We start from the raw sequence: 18074 nt of genomic DNA on the forward strand, positions 1-18074 counted from the left end.
CCTGGGGACTGTTCCGGTCAGCCGGCTTTGCGGGCGATGACCGCGGTTTCCAAGCCGTCGTAAAGGGGCAGCGTGGTGGTTTCGCCGAACCCGGCAGCAGCCGCGTAGGCCCGGCATTCGGCCACCGTGTACTCCGAACCACCTGGTGTGACCACGAGCAGGTTGAGGCAGCCGAGCAACCCGGTCACGTTCCGCCTTCGGTCATCGTCGATCATCCGGTCGTAGATGACCACGACGCCGCCGGGCCGAACCGACTCGTACGCACGCGCCACCAGCGCGCGGCGCTCGTCGTCGTCCCAGTCGTGCAGGATGTGCCCGAAGATCAGCACGTCGGCCTCGGGCAGTGACTCGGTGAAGAAGTCGCCGGTGACGAAGCGGACCTGCTCCGCGGTGCCGTGCCGCGCCATGTGCTCGGCGAACAGCGGTTCGAGCTCTGGCCGGTCGAAGACCGTTCCGGACAGGTGTGGCTGGGCCTTGACCAGCCAGGCGGACAGGTTGCCGCGGGCGCCGCCGACGTCGACGAAGTCGTGATGACGGCTCCAGTCGACACCTGCCGCCAACTCGCGGGCGATGTGGGTCGTCCACGCGTCCATCGCCGCGATGAAGTTGCGCCGCTCGTCCATGTCCTCGTACAGCCGCTCGAAGTAGTCCGCACTGTCCCAGCCGATGAACGGCTTGCCGGTGCGCAGGCTCTCGGTGAGACCGCCCCAGGCCCGGAACAGGTGCGCGCTGGCCTGACGCATCCAGCCGCCGAGGTAGGTGTCCTTGTTCTCATCGAGGAAGTACGCGCTCGCCTCGGTGTTGCGGTACCTCCCGTCGGTCCGCTCCAGCACGTCCAGTGCGACCAGCGCGTCCAGGAAGTGGCTGGCCGCACGAGGATGCAGGTCCAGCTTGGCGCGCAGTTCCTCCGCTGTGCAGGAACCGTCGCCGAGTTCGGTGAACAGTCCTATCTCGACGGCCGAGAGCAGCGTCTTGCCCCTCCAGAAGGAGGTGCCGAGCTCGATCAACGGCCGGGCGCTGGGCGTGGGTGTCGTGGTGCTCATCGTGTGTCGCGGTCCTTCCCAGGTTCGGTGCGCCGTTCGTCTCACCACCGCAACGGCAGTGTCTCCGGCCGGGTGAACGCCCTGCCGGCCTTCCATTCCAGCTCGTCCGGCGGCACGGCCAAGGTGAACTGGCCGAGCCGTTCGAGCAGTGCGTCAAGGGCGACGGTGAGCTCCACGCGCCCCAGCTGAGCGCCGATGCAGTGGTGAATTCCGTGGCCGAAGGCCAGGTGCGGGTTCTGGCTCCGGGTCAGCTCCAGGTCTTCGGCGTTGCTGAAGACGGTCTCGTCACGGTTCGCCGAGTTGATGCACGGCAGCACCGCGTCGCCGGCGCGGATGGTGGTTCCGCCGATCTCCATGTCGGCCACTGCGATCCGGATCGGTCCGACGCCGCCGCCCGCCTGCGAGTACCGCAACAGCTCCTCGACCGCCGCAGGCAGTTCGTCCCGGTGCCTGTGCAGCCGGCGGATCGTCTCCGGCCGCTCGCACAGGGTGAGCGCGGCATGCGCGATTTCCGATGTGGTGGCGTGGTAACCGGCCATCAGCAGGGTTTCGCCGAAGGCGAGCAACTCCTCGGTGCTCAGCGAGTCCGACTCGTCCCTGGCCTTGATGAGCGTGGTCAACAGATCGTCCGCGGGGGCACGCTGCCTGTCCGCTATCAGTTCGCCCAAGTACCGGCGAAGCTTGGCCGCGGCCGCGGTCACCTCCTCGGAGGAGTGGGCGCTCACGCTGAGCATCACGTCGGTCCACTCCCGGAACAGCAAGTGATCCTGGTGGGGAACGCCGAGCATCTCGCAGATCACGGTGATCGGCAGCGGTTGCGCCAGTCCCGCGATCAGGTCGGCGGGCGGTCCCTGCTCGGCCATGGCGGACACCATGGCGCCCGCAAGGTGCTCGATCCTCGGCCGCAGGCGATCCACGTGCCTGGTGGTGAAGACCCGGCCCACCAGCTTGCGCAGCCTGGTGTGCTCGGGCGGATCCATCACGAAGATGGACTTCGAGCCCGCCGCCACCGGCAGCAGCCTCGGTGCGTCAGGCCGGGTGATGGCCTCCCGGCTGAACCGGGGATCGGCGAGTACCTGCCGCACGTCCGCGTATCGGGTGACCAGCCAGACGCTGTGCTCGTTGGGCAGGCTGGCGCGGCACAGCGGCCGCTCCTTCCGAAGCAGTGCGTACTCGTCCGGCGGCAGCATCGGATGCTTGCTGCGAAACGGAAAACGAAGCGGTGCTTGGTCGGGCGGCATCGAAGCCCCTTGCTCTCGCCGGTGTTCCGCGTCCATCCATAGTGGATTCATGGCGGCGGTTCGTTCAGTGTCCAGGTCCCCGCTCGAAACGGACTCGCGAAGTGGTCGTGCCCGCGTGACTGGCGCTACCAGGTGACCGGAAGCTCGTACGGGCCGTAGATCTGCATGTCCGAGCGCATGGGAATCTGTTCGGCCGGGACGGTCAGCCGCAGCTGGGGCAAGCGCCGGGTCAGCGTACCGAACGCGATCCGCATCTCCAGCCGGGCGAGCTGCTGGCCGAGGCACTGATGGGCACCGTAGGCGAAACCGAGGTGCCGCTTGGGTTGCCGGGTCACGTCCAGCACGTCCGGCGATTCGAACTGCGCGGGGTCCCGGTTGGCGGACTCGATCGACAACACGATGGGGTCGCCCGCCCGAATTCGCTGTCCGCCGATCTCGGTGTCGGCCTTCGCCGTGCGCGGCAGCCCGAACGGCCCCACCGACAGGTAACGAAGCATTTCCTCGACACCGCGCTCGATGGTCTCGGGATGGTCGCGCAGCACCTCCCACTGTTCGCGGTGCGTCAGCAGGGCGAGCGCGCCCATCCCGATCATGTTGGCGGTGGTCGCGTATCCCGCGATCATCAGCAGGTTGCCGGTCGCCACCAGTTCGTCGTCGGTCAGCGGAACGCCGTCCTCGGGCGTGGCCCGGATGAGGCCGCTGATCAGCCCGTCGTCCGGATGGTCGCGCTTCTCCTGGACGAGGGCGCGCATGTACGTGGCCATCCCGGTCATCGCGGTCAGCAGTTCCTCCTTCGTGCGTTCGAACCGCTGCATCGCGTCCGCGTGGCGCTGGAACTGCTTGCTGTCCGCGTAGGGCATGCCGAGCAGCTCGCAGATCACCAGTGACGGGACGGGTTCGGCGAAGTCCCGCACCAGGTCGGCCGGTGGTCCGGCGGCGATCATCGCGTCCACGTGCTTGTCCACGATCTGCTCGATCCGGGGCGTCAGCTCCTTCAGCCTGCGGACGGTGAACTGCCCGGTCAGCATCCGCCGGTAACGGGTGTGCTCCGGTGGGTCCATCCCGATGAACGAGGTGCCGAACCCGGACGCCTGCCACTCCTCGGCGGTCAGCGTGACCGCCGAGACGGTGGTCTGGAACTTCCGCTGCGCGCTCACCGCGGGGTCGACCAGCGCGGCCGCCACGTCCTCGAAACGGGTGACCAGCCAACCGGTGCCGCCACCCGGCAGCGCCAGCGGGCTGACCGGGTTTTCGGCGCGGAGCCGCGCGTACTCGGCGGGCGGGGTCAACGGGCACTCACGGGCCAACGGCAGCGGCTGCGCGGCCATCTCTCTCGTCATCATTCTCCTTGGGAAATCATGTCGGTGGACATGCCGTTGATCCCTACAGGGCGAGTTCGACCTCGTAGTGCCGCAGCCACAGGTCGAGCTGGAGCACCAGTTCGATGTTCATTCGGCTGTGCCATCCGTAGGCCGTGGCCGACGTGTCGTCCGCCGCCCGGCGGGCGTTGCCGACGTCGATCAGTTGCAGCGCAGGGGAATCCCAGCCGGCCAGCAACTTGGACAGCTCACGCTGCAACGCATGGGTGTACGCCGGGTCCTGGGTCACCGGCCACGGGCTCTTCGGCCGCCGCAGCACCCGCTGCGGCAGTTTGTCCGCCACCGCGGCCCGTAGCAGGCTTTTCTCCCTGCCGTCGTAGGTCTTCATCGACCAGGGAACGTTGTAGAGGTACTCCACCAGCCGGTGGTCGCAGAACGGCACCCGCACCTCCAGACCGGACGCCATGCTGAGCCGGTCGTCACGATCGAGCAGCATCGGCAACCAGCGCGTCAGATGCAGGTAGCACAGTTCACGCATCCGGTGCTCGTCGGCGCTTTCGCCGTCCTGGTGGGGGGCCTCCGCACAGGCCTGCCGGTAGATCTCGGCGTAGTGCTGTGGCATGTCGATCTTCGCAAGCAGACCTTGGTCGAGCAGAGCGCGTCCCATGCCCGCCTCACGACAGCTGTCGTGCAGCGATTCCATCGCCACCCAGGGAAAGGTCTGCGCGTGCGCGAACTCGGCCTGATGCAGCCAGATGTAGCCACCGAATATCTCGTCCGCGCCCTCGCCGATCAGTGCGACGGTGTTGTGCTGCCGGATTCGGCGGAAGGTGCGGTACAGCGATGCGTCCATGTCGCCGTACGGCGTGGGCATGTCCTGCGCGCGCATCGCGGCCAGCCTGGTGGATTCCTCGGTGATGTCCGAGGTTGTCAGGACGATGTCGACGTGATCGGATCCGACGGCACGCACGACCTCGGCCGCGAACGGGGCGTCGGGCGCACTGCGGGTGTCATCCGGACGGAAGTTGTCCCCGTAGCCCTCGAACGTGGTGGTGATCGTCCGTACCCGGTGCCCGTCCTGTTCGGCCAGGACGTCGGCCGCGAAGGCGGTGAGCGCGCTGGAGTCGAGCCCGCCGGACAGGGCGGTGCACAGTGGGACGTCCGCGACGAGTTCACGGCGGACGATGTCCTTCAGGAGCTCGCGTACCGTGGTGATCGTCGTGGGCAGGTCGTCGGTGTGCGGCGCGGCTCTCAACCGCCAGTACCTGTTCAGGCTGATTCCCCGGCGACTCACCACCGCGGTATGGCCTGGCGGAAGTTCCAGCATGTCACGGAAAACCGCCTGCCCCGGTGTCTTGGCTGTCGACAGCAGCTCCCGCAGCCCGGCCTGATCGACCACTGGGCGCACCAACCGGTTGGCCAGCAACGACTTGGGCTCGGAGCCGAACAGCACACCGTGGGGCAGCCGGGCGTAGAACAACGGTTTGATCCCCAGCCGGTCACGGGCCAGCACCAGCTCCTCGTGGCGCCGATCCCAGATCGCGAACGCGAACATGCCCTCCAGGCGTCGCACGCAGTCCGGGCCCCACTCCAGATAGGCACGCAGGACGACTTCGGTGTCGCTGCTGGTGCGGAAGCGGTGACCGTTGCTCCGGAGCAGGCTGCGCAGTTCGCGGAAGTTGTACACTTCGCCGCTGTAGCTGAGAACCGCCGGCGTCCTACCGTCCTCTTGTGCCACCAGCGGCTGCAAACCGCCGGCGAGGTCGATGACCGCGGTTCTCGTGTGCCCCAGTGCGGCGTGGCGATCGAGCCACACCGCCGCGGAGTCCGGGCCACGGTTGCCGAGCGCTCGGGTCATCGACTCGATGGTCGGCCGCGCGGCCGTCAGGTCCCGGGAAAAGTCCACCCAGCCTGTGATGCCGCACATGTATGGCCCTCCACTCGGCGGATCGTGGATCGGGATCACCGGATCACCGGCATCGTGACGGCCGGTACTCGATCCGGGCTCGACGACTCCTCGAGGACACTGCGGCAGAACTGGCCGCGGGACCGGCCAATCCGGTCGAGTCCGACCGGATTGGCACTGTCACACGGATTCGGCACTACGGGCGCGGTCCGCCCATCGTCCGTGACGCCGGGAGGAGGCCGGTCCATGGCTCGTTCGCGGTGGCTGCGTGGGCGGGACATTCGTGGTGCCCGCATGATCGAGCTGTTCGTCATCACCGCGGTGAGCGCGGTTCTCGTGGTGCGGGCTTACCTGGAACTGACCGGCTACCCGGAACTGAGCGGCGGCGGGCTGCACATCGCGCACACCCTTTGGGGGACTCTGCTGATGCTCGGCGGCCAACTGGTGCTGTTGTCGTTCCTCGGCCCGCGCGCCAAAGCGGCAGGCGCTGTCGTCGCGGGCACAGGTTTCGGCCTGGTCGTCGACGAGGTGGGGAAGTTCGTCACCGCCGACAACAACTACTTCTTCCAACCCACGTTCGCCATCATCTATGCGGTTTTCTGCCTCGTCATCATCAGCATGCGCTGGCTGGCGGACCGGCATGACAAAGACCCGGCAACGGAACTGGCCAACGCGTTGGCCATCGCCGAGACAGGTGTCCTCGATGGACTGACCGAGACGGCGCGGGCCCAAGGTGCCCGGCTGATCGCGGACGCCCGCGCACACGGTGCGGACGAGCTGATGACCGACGCGGCGACGCGGATGATCGAGGCATGCCCGCCGGCACACCCCAGTCACCGCCGGCGCGCCGAGTTCATGCGACGCCTCCGTCGTCTGGTTCGCACGGTGGTGCGCAGCAACGCCGCTTTTGTCAGCGTGTGCGTGGTGCTCCTGATCATGGTCGTCGACTCGCTGACAACCGTCCTGCCCGGTTTGCTCGGTACTGTCACCGCCACGCCGACCGTCGCACGGATCGTCCAGTTCGGCGCCGTTGTGGCCGCGACCGTGCTCATCGTGGTCGGTTTCCTGCGGTGGCTGCGGGACCGGCGGGACGGCATCCGGATTCTGCGGTATGCGGTACTGGTGAACATCTTGATCGGGCAGGTGTTCAACTTCGCCGACCGGCAGCTAGCCGGATTGCCCGGAGTCGTGGTCAACCTCGGCATGCTCGCCGTTCTCACCCATCAGTTGCGGCAGGACGTGGGCGACTGTGGCACTACGCGGGCTCGAGACCGAGCAGACGTGTGACAAGAGTCAGCTGTTCGGCGTAGTGGTCGACGAACTCGGGGGACTTGGGATCGACTTGGCACACGCCTTCGATGACGTGCGGCAGCGTGGTGGTCGCCATCGCGGCGGCCATCAGCATGATCGTCAGGCAGGCGGGGTCGACCTCGTCGGGCAACCTGCCGGCGGCCTGTAGCTCGCGGATGTGGTCGACGGTGCCCTGCATCCGCTGCGAGCGGGGCGCGTGGTCGAGATCGCTGTCCGGGCCGGTGTACTCCAGGCCGCTCCACGCCAGCAGCCGGACCCCGTCCGGGTTGTCCAGTGCTTCCAGCGCGTACTGGCGGACCTGTTCGGGCAGCGGCGTGCCCGGGGGCACGAGTTCGCTCTCCCGTTGCCGCCAGCGCTCGGAAATCGCCTGGTACAGGCCGTCCTTGCCGTCGAAGTAGTACGAGATCAGCTGCTGGTTGACCCCGGCCCTCGACGCGATCGCGCTGATCCGGGCGCCTGAGTAGCCATGCGCCGCGAACTCGGCCGTCGCCGCGTCCAGGATCAGTTTGCGGGTTCGGTCCGCATCTCGCTGTCGTTCCTGGGGCTTGGGCGACCGGCGGGCCTTGGGCGCAGACACCCGGCAATTGTACATCCACCTGGCAGAATTGACTGTCTGGTCAACTCAATCAAACGTTCGTTTGACACAGTGATGTGAACGGTTGACAATGGCGGGTGTCGAGGCGCTTCTGGTGGAAGGAGGGCGCCGTGCGGAAGCATCAGCTCCGGTGGTGGGCGCTGGCCGTGGCGATCCTGGCCGTCCTGGTCGACATGGTGGACAACCAGATCGTGGTCGTGGCGCTGCCGACCATCCAGCGTCAACTGGGCACCGGGGAAGCCGAGTTGCAGTGGATCTCAGCCGGGTACGCGCTGGGGTTCGCGCTCACCCTGATCACCGGCGGCAGACTGGGCGACCGGTACGGCATCAAGCGGTTGTTCCTGCTGGGCATGACCGTTTTCACGGTCGCGTCGCTGACGGCGGGCCTGGCGCCGAACGTCGCCGTGCTGATCGCCGCGCGAGTGGTCCAGGGCATCGGCTCCGGGTTGATGGTGCCGCAGGTCCTGTCGTTCATCCACGCCGAGTTCGACGAGGCGGAACGGCCGAAGGCGATGACGTACTACGCGGCCGCCTTCCCGGTGGGCGGGATGGCCGGTCCGCTGCTGGGCGGGGTGCTCACCCAGGCCGACGTGTTCGGCCTGGGCTGGCGGTCGATCTTCCTGGTCAACCTTCCGGTCGGACTGGTCGCGCTGGCCGGCGCGCTGCTGGCGATGCCCGCGCGGCCTGGCTTCGTCCGTCATCGCATGGACCTGGGCGGCCTGGTGTTGCTCACCCTCGGGCTTTTCGCGATCTTCTACCCGCTCGTGCAGGGCCGTGAGCTGGGCTGGCCGGTCTGGACCATCGGACTGATGCTGGCGGCCATCCCGGTGCTGGGGCTCTTCGCGTACCAGCAGCGAGTCCTCGCCCGGCGCGGCGGGGAGCCGCTGATGCCACCGGGGTTGTTGCGGCGCCGGAGCTTGGCGTCGGCTCAAGTGGTCATGCTCTGCGTCAACACGGCTGTCGGCGTGTTCTTCGTCCTCACCCTGCACCTGCAGTTGGGACTGGGGTACACGCCGATAGAGGCCGCGTTGACGTTCCTGCCTGCGACCCTGGGCATCGTCGCCGGCAACGTGCTCGCGATGCGGCTCGCCCCGCGGCTCGGCCGGCTGTTCACCGCCGCCGCCGTCGCGGTGCTCCTGGTGAGCCTGGCCGCGATCGCGCTTCTGGTGGTGTGGCTGAGCGGCGCGTTGAACGCGTGGGTGTTGCTCGTCCCGGCGGTGGGCTTCGGCCTGGGCATGGGGGCGACGTTGAACGCGCTGTTCGCCACGTCGATGTCGGACGTCCGGCCGGACCAGGCCGGGGCGACGTCCGGGGTGGTCAACACCACCGTCCAGCTCGGCACGGCGACCGGGATCGCGTTGTTCGGCACGGTTTTCTTCGCCCGGCTGCCTGGCGGGTTCACCTCGGCCACGGCTGGGACGCTCGTGGTGAGTGTCGGAGTGCTGGTGCTGGCACTGGTGCTGACCGCAGCACTGCCGCGAGGGGCGCCACCCGCGCCCGGCCCGCAGGCCCCGGCGACTGAGCGGCCCAAGGGAGTGTCCCCATGAAACCGGAGCCCTCACCGGCACAGTGATTCGAGCTCGGAGACCACGGCAGAAGGCGTGGGCTGCTCGCGCATCTCCTCGCGGAGCGCGCGGGCGGCCTTACGCTCGGGCGAGTCGCCCAGCATCCGCTCGATGTGCTCCCGCACGGTGCTGTGGCTCAGCGCGTCCGGTTCGAGCACCACGCCGGCTCCTCTGTCGGCCACCCGAGCCGAATGCCCGGCGTGGTCGGGCAACTGGGGTACGAGCAGCATGGGCAGCCCGCGGTCGAGCGCGGTGAGCACGCTGCCCGCGCCGCCGTGCCCGACCAGCATGTCCGAAGTCGACAACACATGCCAGAGAGGTGCGTCCAGCACGACCCGCGCACCGTCGGGCGGTTGGCCGATCAGCGTGCGCTGTGCCGAGGTGATCGCCAGGACGACGTCCACGTCCGCGTCCCGAAGGGCGGAGGCGAGCCATCCGGCGAGGAACCGGGCCGGTTCCACCTTGGCGATCGTGTGCCCCCAGCTGACGCAGACGCGGAGACGGTCGCCAGTATCACCGAGCGAGCGTGGCAGCGCACCCGATCCGTTGAACGGTATGTAACGCATGGGAATGCGGCGATGGTCACCGACAGTCTGAAGGCTGGCAGGCACGGGGTCCACGGTCGCCGCACCGAACGCGTCAAATCCGGCGGCGCCGTGGACTTCGGCCAGCGGTGCCAAAGCGTCCGGCAACAGGGACCGGGCCCGCAGCATCAAGTCGACGCCGTACAGATGGCGCACCGCCGGGATTCCCGCGGCAGCCGCCGCAAGCGGGCCGGCCAATGCGGTTTGGTCGTACACCACGAGATCCGCGCGCCAAGCGCGGACCAGTTCGACCAGGTCGCCGGTCATCGACTCGGCGTGCGCGAGCAGCATGCGCAGGGCACGCGGTGCGCCGTTACCGGGCGGCGGGGTCGGTCCCTCCAGCGGTAGCAGGTACTCACGAACCATTCCGACCGTGTCCACGTCCGTCCCGATCGAGACGGCCGGTAGGCCGGTGCGCCGGATGTCCGGGAGCAATCCGGGTTGGCTGACGAACAGGACCTCGTGACCAGCCAAGCGGCAGGCCCAAGCCAAGGGAACGAGGGCGTACAGATGTGACGGCCAGGCCCACGTGGTGAACAGGAATCGCATACCCCGACCGTGCGGTCCCGTGCTGGAAACCTGCTCGAGACGGGACTCAAGCCAGGATCGAGTGGTTCCGGTGACCATCGGCGGCGTGCTTGAGCAACGCGTCGCCGTGATCACCGGGGCCAACCGAGGACTGGGCCGCGCGGTCGCGGCTGAGCTACACCGGCGAAACCTGAGCGTCGTGGTGACCGCACGCAACGCGGCGGACGCGGCGCGCGCCGCCGCCGAGCTGGGACCGGACGTCCGGTCACAGCCACTCGACATCACTGACCCTGGCAGTGTCACCCGAGCCGTGGGCACGCTCGGTGCGGTGGATGTGCTGGTGTGCAACGCCGGTGTCCTGCTCGACAGCGGCACCGATCCACTGTCCGTTCCGCTGGAACTGGTCGAGCGCACGCTGCTGGTGAACCTGGTCGGGTCCTGGCGCGTGGCCCAGGCCTTCGTGCCGGACATGGTGCGCCGTGGGTGGGGGCGGGTCGTGTTCGTCTCCAGCGCCACCGGGGCGTTCAGCGTCGGGCTGTGGACCAGTGCGCCCGGGTACTCGGTGTCGAAGACTGCCGTGAACGGTCTTACCACGATGCTCGCGACACAGACCAAGGGCAGCGGGGTGCTGGTGAACGCGGTGAACCCGGGGCAGGTGCGCACCCGGATGGTGCCGGACGCGCGGCGTTCCCCCGACGAGGCGGCGGTGGACGTCGCCGACGCGGCGACCCTGCCGGACGACGGTCCGACAGGGACGTTCCTGCGAGGAGACCGATTCCTTGACTGGTAACCGAATGGAGGCTGACCGTGCACCGCACACTGATCGTCGCCAAGCTGCGCACCGATGATCCCCGGACCATCGCCGACGCCTTCGGCGAATCCGACGGCTCACCACTTCCCCACATGATCGGGGTGTCCCGGCGGACCCTGTTCACCTTCCATGACTTGTACTTCCACCTCGTGGAGGCCGAGCAGGACATCTCGCCGAACCTGTACAAGGCACGCAGCCACCCGCTGTACCAGGACCTCAACCAGAAGCTGGCGAAGCTCGTGGCGCCGTACGACCCCGGCTGGGCGGAACCGAAGGACGCCATGGCGTCGCCGATCTACGTGTGGACCGCGCGGGACGGGAGGGTCCAGTGACCGCGACGCGGAGGCTGAAGGTCCATATCGACGAGGCGGTGCCGAACCATCGTCGTGGCGGGGACATCAGGGTGACTCTCAGCCCGAAGACCGTGGGGTCGACCTCCGGATTCGGCGGCGTGCTGCTGCTCGCGCCCGGCGAGTTCGTGACCGAGCACTACCACCCGTACTCCGAGGAGTTCCTGCACGTGATCACCGGTGACCTGGAGATGTCACTGGACGGCGAACCGGTCGCGCTGGCGCAGGGCGACTCGCTGATCGTGCCGATCGGCGTGCGGCATCGTCTGGTCAACGTGGGCGGACAGACCGCGCGAGTGGTGTTCCACCTGTCCCCGTTGGCTCCGCGGCCCGAGCTTGGCCACGTGGACACCGAGCAGCTGCCCGCACCGGACGCACCCCACCCGGACGTCGGAGGACCCCGGTGAACCGGACGGCCGCCATCACCGGGATCGGTGTGGTGGCGCCGGGCGGGATCGGCCGGGAGGCGTTCTGGGAACTGCTGACCGCGGGCCGCACCGCCACCCGCCGGATCACCCTGTTCGACCCCACGAAGTTCCGCTCGCGGATCGCCGCCGAGGTCGACTTCGACCCGAAGGAGGCAGGCCTTTCCGCGCAACAGGCCCGGCGCATGGACCGGGCCGCGCAGTTCGCCACGGTGTGTACCAGAGAGGCGGTCGCCGACAGCGGCGTCGACCTCGGCGAGCTTGAGCCGGAACGGATCGCGGTCAGCATCGGCAGTGCCGTGGGCTGCACCATGGGGCTGGAGGAGGAGTACGCGGTCCTGGCCGACGAGGGCCGCCGCTGGCTGGTCGATCACACCTACGGCGTGCCGCACCTGTACGGCTACATGGTGCCGAGCACGCTGGCCGCGGAGGTGGCATGGGAGGTGGCGGCCGAGGGACCGACCGCCCTGGTCTCCACCGGGTGCACGTCCGGTTTGGACGCGGTGGGACACGGGGCTGCGCTCATTGAGGAGGGCACGGCGGACGTGGTGCTCGTGGGTGCGACCGACGCACCACTGTCCCCGATCACCTCCGCGTGCTTCGACGCCATCCGGGCCACGTCGCCGAACAACGACGACGCGGAGCACGCCTCCAGGCCGTTCGACGCCAAGCGGGACGGGTTCGTACTCGGGGAGGGCGCCGCTGTTCTGGTGCTGGAGGACACTGAGGCCGCCCGCCGCCGAGGTGCTCGGATCTACGCGACCATCAGCGGGTTCGCCAGCCGCAGCAACGCATTCCACATGACCGGGCTGAAGCCGGACGGACGCGAGATGGCCGAGGCCATCCGGGTCGCGCTCGACCGTGCGCGGATCGACCCGTCCGAAGTCGACTACATCAACGCGCACGGCTCCGGCACGAAGCAGAACGACCGGCACGAGACCGCCGCGTTCAAGCGCGCCCTCGGGCAGCATGCCTACGAGGTTCCGGTCAGTTCCATCAAGTCGATGGTCGGGCATTCGCTCGGCGCGATCGGCTCGATCGAGGTCGCGGCGTGCGCACTGGCTCTGGACCGTCAGGTCGTCCCGCCGACCGCCAACCTCCACAACGCCGATCCGACGTGTGACCTGGACTATGTGCCACTCACCGCCCGGGAGCACGACATGCGTGTGGTGCTGAGCGTGGGCAGCGGTTTCGGTGGTTTTCAGAGCGCGATGGTGCTCTCGCGGGCCTGATCCACCAGGATCGCATTGTCCGGAGCGGTGTGCAAATCCTCGCCGTTCGGCGGAACCGTGGTCAGGAAGCCATGAACTGGACGTCGTCACCGATCTCGATCGTCTCTTTTGAACTGTCTATAAAGGACTGAGTGTGGTCCCGGCGGTTCTGGCGGGATACTGGGCGTTCCCACTTCGTTGTGGGATGGCTGGACCGTGATCGTTCGACTGAACCCCGCTTGCCGATCCGCCGTTCGCGGACCTACGGTGGTGCATTCCGAAAATGCGGTCGGTGTGACTTGGGGGTTATGGTGGATCCTTTCTTCGTGTCCGCGTCCGTCGTGAAACTGTCGGCTCGCTGAACCAAAGGTCAGGCGTATGGGTACGAAAGTCACGTTCGTCGAATTAACCGCCTACGAGGGTGTCCTTCCGCTGGCCACCGGATACCTGCAGGCGTACGCCTCGCAGGACCCGGAGATCGCGGCCGAGTGTTCGTTCGAGATCTTCTCCCGCAACGCCACGAGCGAGCGCACCGCGATCGCCGAGGAGCTGGTCGCCAAGAACAGCGACGTGTACGCGGTGAGCTGCTACCTGTGGAACATGGGCACCACCAAGTGGCTGCTCCAGCGTCTGTACGAGGAACGGCCGGACGCCAAGATCATCCTCGGTGGTCCGCAGGTGATGAACCACCTCACCAAATACGTCTCGCCGGATCGCGAGAACACCGTGGTGTGCAACGGCGAGGGCGAACGCACCTTCTACGGTTACCTCAAACAGGTGGTCAGCGGCGAAATGAATCTCCGTTCGGTCAACGGACTGAGTTTCTGGCAGAACGGTGAGGCGATCACCACCCCCAAATCCGAACGGATCAAGGACCTTATGGAGGTGCCGTCCCCGTTCACCACAGGCGTCTACAAACCGGGCGAGTACATTTCCGCGATCCTCGAGACCAACCGCGGCTGCCCCTTCAACTGCGGGTTCTGCGCGTGGGGCGCGGCCACGAACGACAAGGTGTACAAGTTCGAGGACGACCGGGTGCGGCAGGACATCACCTGGATCTCGGAGAACGGCTTCCAGTCGATCTTCATCGCGGACGCCAACTGGGGCATTGGGCCGCGGGACGTCGAGTTCACCGAGTTCATCGTGGACTGCAAGAACAAGAACGGCCTGCCGTACCGGGTGGACATGGCGTCGGCGAAGAACCGGCCGGACCGGATGGCCAAGATCACCGAGACGCTGGTCGAAGGCGGCCTGGTGACCAGCCAGACGATCTCGCTGCAGACGATGGACCAGAACACGCTGAACCTGATCCAGCGCGCCAACATCCGGCTCAGCGCGTACACCACGTTGCAGCAGACGTTACGGGCGAAGGGCATCAACTCCAACATCGAGCTGATCTGGCCGCTGCCCGGCGAGACACTGCAGTCGTACCGCCAGGGGATCGCCGAACTGTGCCGGCTCCACGCCGACGTGGTCGTGACGTACCCGCAGTTGTTGCTGCACAACACCCCTATCTACGAGCAGCGTGACGTGTTCGGTGTGCAGACCGCGCGGGTGCCCAGTGACATCGCCGAGGCGGACATCGTCATCGGGACCAAGTGGGTCAACTTCGCCGAGTACGAACTGGGCGTCTGGTACGCCTACCTCGTTCACGCGTTGTACAACGTCCGGGGGCTCTACTACCTGGCGAACTACCTCGACCGCCACGAGATCTCGCCCTTCGACGAGTTCTTCACCAAGGCCGTGGAGTACTTCCAGGGCCGGATGGACACCCAGATCAGCCTGTACTTCGCCGAGTCGGTGAAGAACCTGGGCAACTACGACTTCCGGGACAGCGGAATGGTCGCGCACATGGTGCTGCACGCCCACCGCGACGAGTTCAACGCCATGGTGGCGGACTTCGTGCGCAAGCAGCCCTGGTGGCCGCACCACCCGGGCGCGCAGGCCGCCTTCGAGCTGGACCTGCTGGCGCGTCCGTACATCTACGCCGAACCGGCCAGGACGCCCGACTACGAGTTCGAGCACATCGGACACCAGCCGATCGACGAGCACAGTGCCGCGCTGACCGTGCCCGCCGAGATCGGAACCCTGCTGTCCGATCTGGACATGCTGTCCTACGACGGGCCGCCGCCGGAGAACGTGATCATCACGCACGCGGACGGCCGCAAGATGCCGTACACGCCGGAATGGGGCCTGGACAACAACGCGCTGTACTGCCAAGGACTTTTCGTCTGCCAGCGGGAGTACGTGCCGACCTTCGAGGTGGCGTGACAGAACGAGACACGGGCCACAACCGATCGCGGTTGTGGCCCGTTTCGCTGTCCGTCGCTCACTTCACGCGGGTGACCCGCATGCGCTTGCCGAGGCGACGCCACTCGGTGGTGTTCTTCGGCCGGTCCCGGCGCATCGGGACCGGCCGGACCTGCCACCGGGACAGAATCGTGGCGAGGCCGAGGATGACTTCGGTGAGGGCGAACTGGTCGCCGATGCACTTGCGGGCACCCCCGCCGAAGGGGATGAAGGCCTCGCGCGGCGGTGGTGTGCGGGTCTGCCGGTCCCACCGGTCCGGGTCGAAGGCGGCCGGGTTGTCGTACAGGTCGCCACGGTGGTGGATCAGACAGGAGCTGTACACGATGGTCGTGCCCGCGGCGATTGGATGGCCCGCGAGGGTGGTGTCGCTGGTGACGCGGCGGGTGAACATCTCGCCCGCGGGTGGGAACAGCCGCAGGACCTCGGTGACCACCCGGCCCGTCAGGTCCAACTTGGACACATCGTCGTACGCGGCCGGCCTGCCGGACAACACCGACGTGGCCTCGGCCCGTACGCGCTGCTCGATGTCCGGGTGATAGGACAGCAGCCGCAGCGACCACACCAGGGCCAGCGCCGTGGTCTCCAGTCCTGACGCGAAGAACGTCAGCACCTGGTCGCCGATCTCCTCATTGGACAGTCCCTGGCCGTCGCCCTGTTCGGCGAGATCACGGGCGGCCAGCAGAGCCGAGAGCAGATCGCCGTGGTCGGCCCCGGCCGACCGGCGTTCGGTGATGATGTCACCGACGATCCGCCGCAGCCTGGTGCGGGCCATCTGCTGGCGCCGGTTGCCGGGCAGCGGAAGTTTGGTCAGCACCTCGGGAGCGGAGGCACGCAGGTAAAGGCCACGCACGATGGTGGTGACGTCGTCGACGGACTTCCTGAGCACGTCCGGGGACAACGCGTCACGGAACATCGTCTCCACCGCGATGCGGGCGCTGAGCGTTCCCATCTCGGCGGGCATGTCGAGGACCTGCCCGTCCTGCCAGCCCGCGGTGACCTCGTCGATCAGGCCGGTCATCGTCTCGCCGTAGCCGGGCAGCCGGGTGTGGTTGAAGGCAGGCTGGATCAGCCGCCGTTGCCGCCGGTGCCGGTGGTAGGCGCACGTGCCCAGCCCGTCACCGAGCCACTCCCTGATCCGGTCGAACAGCGCCCCGCCCTTGTCGAACACCTTGTCCTCGCGCAGCACCCGCTGGGTCAGCTCGGGTGTGCAGACCACGACCGCCTGACTCGGTCCCAGCTTGATCCTGACCAGATCACCGTGGGCGGGCAGGGACGTGAGGAAGCCGTGCGAGTCGCGCAGCAGGGCCAGTGCGTGCCCGGCCAGCGGCAGGCCGCCCGGGGCGAGCGGGATCACCACGTCACCGGCAAGTCGACCAGCCCGCCGGTCTGGGTGTTGGCCCGCATCCGCAGCTCGTCGAGCTCCACCGCGAGGCGCAGGTCCGGGAACCGCCGGACCAGCTGGGTGAAGACCGCTTCGAGTTCGACCTTGGCCAGCGGGGCGCCGATGCAGTAGTGCGGACCGTGCCCGAACGACAGGTGGGCGCCCGCCGGGCGGGTGACGTCGAACCGGTCGGGCTCGGGGAACGCCGCCGGGTCGTGGTTGGCGGCACCGTTGTCCAGCAGGACGAGATCGCCCGCCTTGATCAGCACCGGCCCGATCTCGATGTCGGTCCTGGCGTAGCGGGGGATGTCACCGCCCGCCGGGCCGGGGGTGGCCCGGATCATCTCGTCGATCGCGCTCGGGATCAGCGCCGGATCGTCCACAATGGCCTGCCATTGGTCCCGGTTGACCAGGAACAGCAACAGGCCGAGACCGATGTGCACGGACGTGGTCTCGAAACCGGCGAACAGCAGGGCCATCGTCAGCAGCGCCACTTCCTCGTCGCTGACGCCCTCCGTCTGGCACAGCCGGGACGTGATGTCGTCACCCGGGGTTTCGTGTTTGCGGGCGACGAGCTGCTGGCCGTAGTGGAACAGCGCGCCGAGCGCCTGCTCGGACCCGGCGCGGTCGGTCACGTCGGCGGCGGCGTGAATCCACGCGCGGAACTGCTCCCTTTCCTCGTAGGGCACACCGAGCAGTTCGCAGACCACCAGGATGGGCAGCGGCAACGCCAGCGCTTCGATGAAGTCCACCGGGTGCGCCTGCCTGGCGAGGTCGTCCATCAGCGCGGTCGTCAGCTCGTCCACCCGTTCGCGCAGGACTCGCATCCGCTTGGGGGAGAAGTGCGGCTGGAGCAACGCGCGGGTGCGCGCGCTGTCCGCTGGTTCGGTCTCGTAGTCGCCGAGCGGGCCGCTGACCAGTGCCGACTCACCGATCCGCGCGGCGTTCTCCGGATCGGGGTGCGACCGGCCCAGCTTGTCGCTCGCGAGCAGCCGCTTGACCTCGGCGTAGTCGGTGACCAGCCAGCCGGGGTCGCCCACCGCGGTACGGACCCGGTGCACCGGGCCCTGGCCCTGCAGTTCACGCAACAGGGGCGGGATTCGCAGCGGGTGCGTGCGCTCGAAGGGCAGGGAAACCGTTGTGTCCATGTCGAACCTCATGTCGTTATGCGTCCCCGTGTTCGTCGGCGATCCGCATCGCTTCCTCGATCAGCGTCTCGACGATCTGGTGCTCCGGCACGGTCTTGACGACCTGGCCCTTCACAAAAATCTGCCCCTTGCCGTTACCCGACGCCACACCCAGATCAGCCTCACGAGCCTCACCCGGCCCGTTCACCACACAACCCATCACCGCGACCCGCAACGGCACCTCCATGCCCTCCAGACCCGCGGTCACCTCATCAGCCAGCTTGTACACATCCACCTGCGCCCGCCCACACGACGGACACGACACAATCTCCAACTTGCGCGGCCGCAGATTCAACGACTGCAGGAT

Annotated in this window: 15 protein-coding genes and 1 pseudogene; 7 read left to right on the top strand and 9 right to left on the bottom strand. The window is 67.8% G+C overall.

Features of this window, described 5'->3' with window-relative positions:
* Nucleotides 1-17 precede the first annotated feature (17 nt).
* The 4 genes from GC106_RS44200 to asnB all read right to left on the bottom strand — a co-directional run bounded on the left by GC106_RS44200 (nt 18) and on the right by asnB (nt 5530).
* Nucleotides 18-1043, bottom strand: coding sequence for a methyltransferase (locus tag GC106_RS44200; RefSeq protein WP_173142189.1), 1026 nt, complete (start codon nt 1041-1043; stop codon nt 18-20).
* 41 nt (nt 1044-1084) lie between these two features.
* On the bottom strand, nt 1085-2284 hold the full coding sequence (locus GC106_RS44205) for a cytochrome P450 (protein ID WP_173142190.1): 1200 nt from the start codon (nt 2282-2284) through the stop codon (nt 1085-1087).
* Between the two features lie 125 nt (nt 2285-2409).
* The gene (locus tag GC106_RS44210) at nt 2410-3624 is read right to left on the bottom strand and encodes a cytochrome P450 (RefSeq protein ID WP_217281723.1); all 1215 of its coding nucleotides are present in this window, start codon (nt 3622-3624) and stop codon (nt 2410-2412) included.
* A 43-nt stretch (nt 3625-3667) separates the two neighbouring features.
* Entirely contained in the window at nt 3668-5530 is a 1863-nt protein-coding gene (gene asnB, locus GC106_RS44215) for an asparagine synthase (glutamine-hydrolyzing) (protein ID WP_173142191.1), read from the bottom strand.
* A gap of 225 nt (nt 5531-5755) precedes the next feature.
* Between asnB and GC106_RS44220 the strand changes: the two genes are divergently transcribed.
* Nucleotides 5756-6796 (top strand): hypothetical protein, encoded by a 1041-nt coding sequence (locus GC106_RS44220; RefSeq protein WP_173142192.1) that lies wholly within the window; start codon nt 5756-5758, stop codon nt 6794-6796.
* Here GC106_RS44220 and GC106_RS44225 read toward each other — a convergent pair.
* Entirely contained in the window at nt 6765-7397 is a 633-nt protein-coding gene (locus tag GC106_RS44225) for a TetR/AcrR family transcriptional regulator (protein ID WP_312873389.1), read from the bottom strand. The two genes, GC106_RS44220 and GC106_RS44225, sit on opposite strands and share 32 nt — an antisense overlap.
* A gap of 128 nt (nt 7398-7525) precedes the next feature.
* Between GC106_RS44225 and GC106_RS44230 the strand changes: the two genes are divergently transcribed.
* Nucleotides 7526-8962 carry an MFS transporter gene (locus GC106_RS44230; protein ID WP_173142194.1) on the top strand — a complete coding sequence of 479 codons (1437 nt, stop codon included), beginning with the start codon at nt 7526-7528 and terminating at the stop codon, nt 8960-8962.
* Nucleotides 8963-8973: 11 nt separating this feature from the next.
* Here the strand turns inward: GC106_RS44230 and GC106_RS44235 are convergent, their stop codons facing one another.
* Nucleotides 8974-10113 carry a nucleotide disphospho-sugar-binding domain-containing protein gene (locus tag GC106_RS44235; RefSeq protein ID WP_173142195.1) on the bottom strand — a complete coding sequence of 380 codons (1140 nt, stop codon included), beginning with the start codon at nt 10111-10113 and terminating at the stop codon, nt 8974-8976.
* Between the two features lie 85 nt (nt 10114-10198).
* Between GC106_RS44235 and GC106_RS44240 the strand changes: the two genes are divergently transcribed.
* The 5 genes from GC106_RS44240 (at nt 10199) to GC106_RS44260 (ending at nt 15160) form a co-directional block, all read left to right on the top strand.
* Nucleotides 10199-10882 carry an SDR family NAD(P)-dependent oxidoreductase gene (locus GC106_RS44240; RefSeq protein ID WP_173142196.1) on the top strand — a complete coding sequence of 228 codons (684 nt, stop codon included), beginning with the start codon at nt 10199-10201 and terminating at the stop codon, nt 10880-10882.
* Nucleotides 10883-10899: 17 nt separating this feature from the next.
* The gene (locus GC106_RS44245; protein WP_173142197.1) at nt 10900-11235 is read left to right on the top strand and encodes a TcmI family type II polyketide cyclase; all 336 of its coding nucleotides are present in this window, start codon (nt 10900-10902) and stop codon (nt 11233-11235) included.
* Nucleotides 11232-11660, top strand: coding sequence for a cupin domain-containing protein (locus GC106_RS44250; protein WP_173142198.1), 429 nt, complete (start codon nt 11232-11234; stop codon nt 11658-11660). The genes GC106_RS44245 and GC106_RS44250 overlap by 4 nt, the downstream gene beginning before the upstream one ends.
* Nucleotides 11657-12910 (top strand): beta-ketoacyl-[acyl-carrier-protein] synthase family protein, encoded by a 1254-nt coding sequence (locus tag GC106_RS44255; RefSeq protein ID WP_173142199.1) that lies wholly within the window; start codon nt 11657-11659, stop codon nt 12908-12910. The genes GC106_RS44250 and GC106_RS44255 overlap by 4 nt, the downstream gene beginning before the upstream one ends.
* Nucleotides 12911-13267: 357 nt before the next feature.
* Nucleotides 13268-15160 (top strand): B12-binding domain-containing radical SAM protein, encoded by a 1893-nt coding sequence (locus tag GC106_RS44260; RefSeq protein WP_173142200.1) that lies wholly within the window; start codon nt 13268-13270, stop codon nt 15158-15160.
* A 58-nt stretch (nt 15161-15218) separates the two neighbouring features.
* Here GC106_RS44260 and GC106_RS49615 read toward each other — a convergent pair whose 3' ends face one another.
* The 3 genes and pseudogenes from GC106_RS49615 to GC106_RS44275 all read right to left on the bottom strand — a co-directional run.
* Nucleotides 15219-16553 (bottom strand): cytochrome P450, encoded by a 1335-nt coding sequence (locus tag GC106_RS49615; protein WP_173142201.1) that lies wholly within the window; start codon nt 16551-16553, stop codon nt 15219-15221.
* Nucleotides 16550-17740 carry a cytochrome P450 gene (locus tag GC106_RS44270; RefSeq protein WP_246368205.1) on the bottom strand — a complete coding sequence of 397 codons (1191 nt, stop codon included), beginning with the start codon at nt 17738-17740 and terminating at the stop codon, nt 16550-16552. The genes GC106_RS49615 and GC106_RS44270 overlap by 4 nt, the downstream gene beginning before the upstream one ends.
* 4 nt (nt 17741-17744) lie before the next feature.
* Nucleotides 17745-18074, bottom strand: a pseudogene (locus GC106_RS44275) (flavodoxin-dependent (E)-4-hydroxy-3-methylbut-2-enyl-diphosphate synthase); the annotation flags it as partial.

This window comes from Kibdelosporangium persicum, assembly GCF_013280595.1.
Lineage (GTDB): Bacteria > Actinomycetota > Actinomycetes > Mycobacteriales > Pseudonocardiaceae > Kibdelosporangium > Kibdelosporangium persicum.

Excerpts from the sequence above, each read along its gene's own strand:
- GC106_RS44270 (WP_246368205.1), bottom strand. The coding sequence starts at position 17,740 with ATGAGGTTCGACATGGACACAACGGTTTCCCTGCCCTTCGAGCGCACG.
- GC106_RS44260 (WP_173142200.1), top strand. The coding sequence starts at position 13,268 with ATGGGTACGAAAGTCACGTTCGTCGAATTAACCGCCTACGAGGGTGTC.
- GC106_RS44210 (WP_217281723.1), bottom strand. The coding sequence starts at position 3,624 with ATGACGAGAGAGATGGCCGCGCAGCCGCTGCCGTTGGCCCGTGAGTGC.
- GC106_RS44205 (WP_173142190.1), bottom strand. The coding sequence starts at position 2,284 with ATGCCGCCCGACCAAGCACCGCTTCGTTTTCCGTTTCGCAGCAAGCAT.
- GC106_RS44235 (WP_173142195.1), bottom strand. The coding sequence starts at position 10,113 with ATGCGATTCCTGTTCACCACGTGGGCCTGGCCGTCACATCTGTACGCC.
- asnB (WP_173142191.1), bottom strand. The coding sequence starts at position 5,530 with ATGTGCGGCATCACAGGCTGGGTGGACTTTTCCCGGGACCTGACGGCC.
- GC106_RS44200 (WP_173142189.1), bottom strand. The coding sequence starts at position 1,043 with ATGAGCACCACGACACCCACGCCCAGCGCCCGGCCGTTGATCGAGCTC.
- GC106_RS44220 (WP_173142192.1), top strand. The coding sequence starts at position 5,756 with ATGGCTCGTTCGCGGTGGCTGCGTGGGCGGGACATTCGTGGTGCCCGC.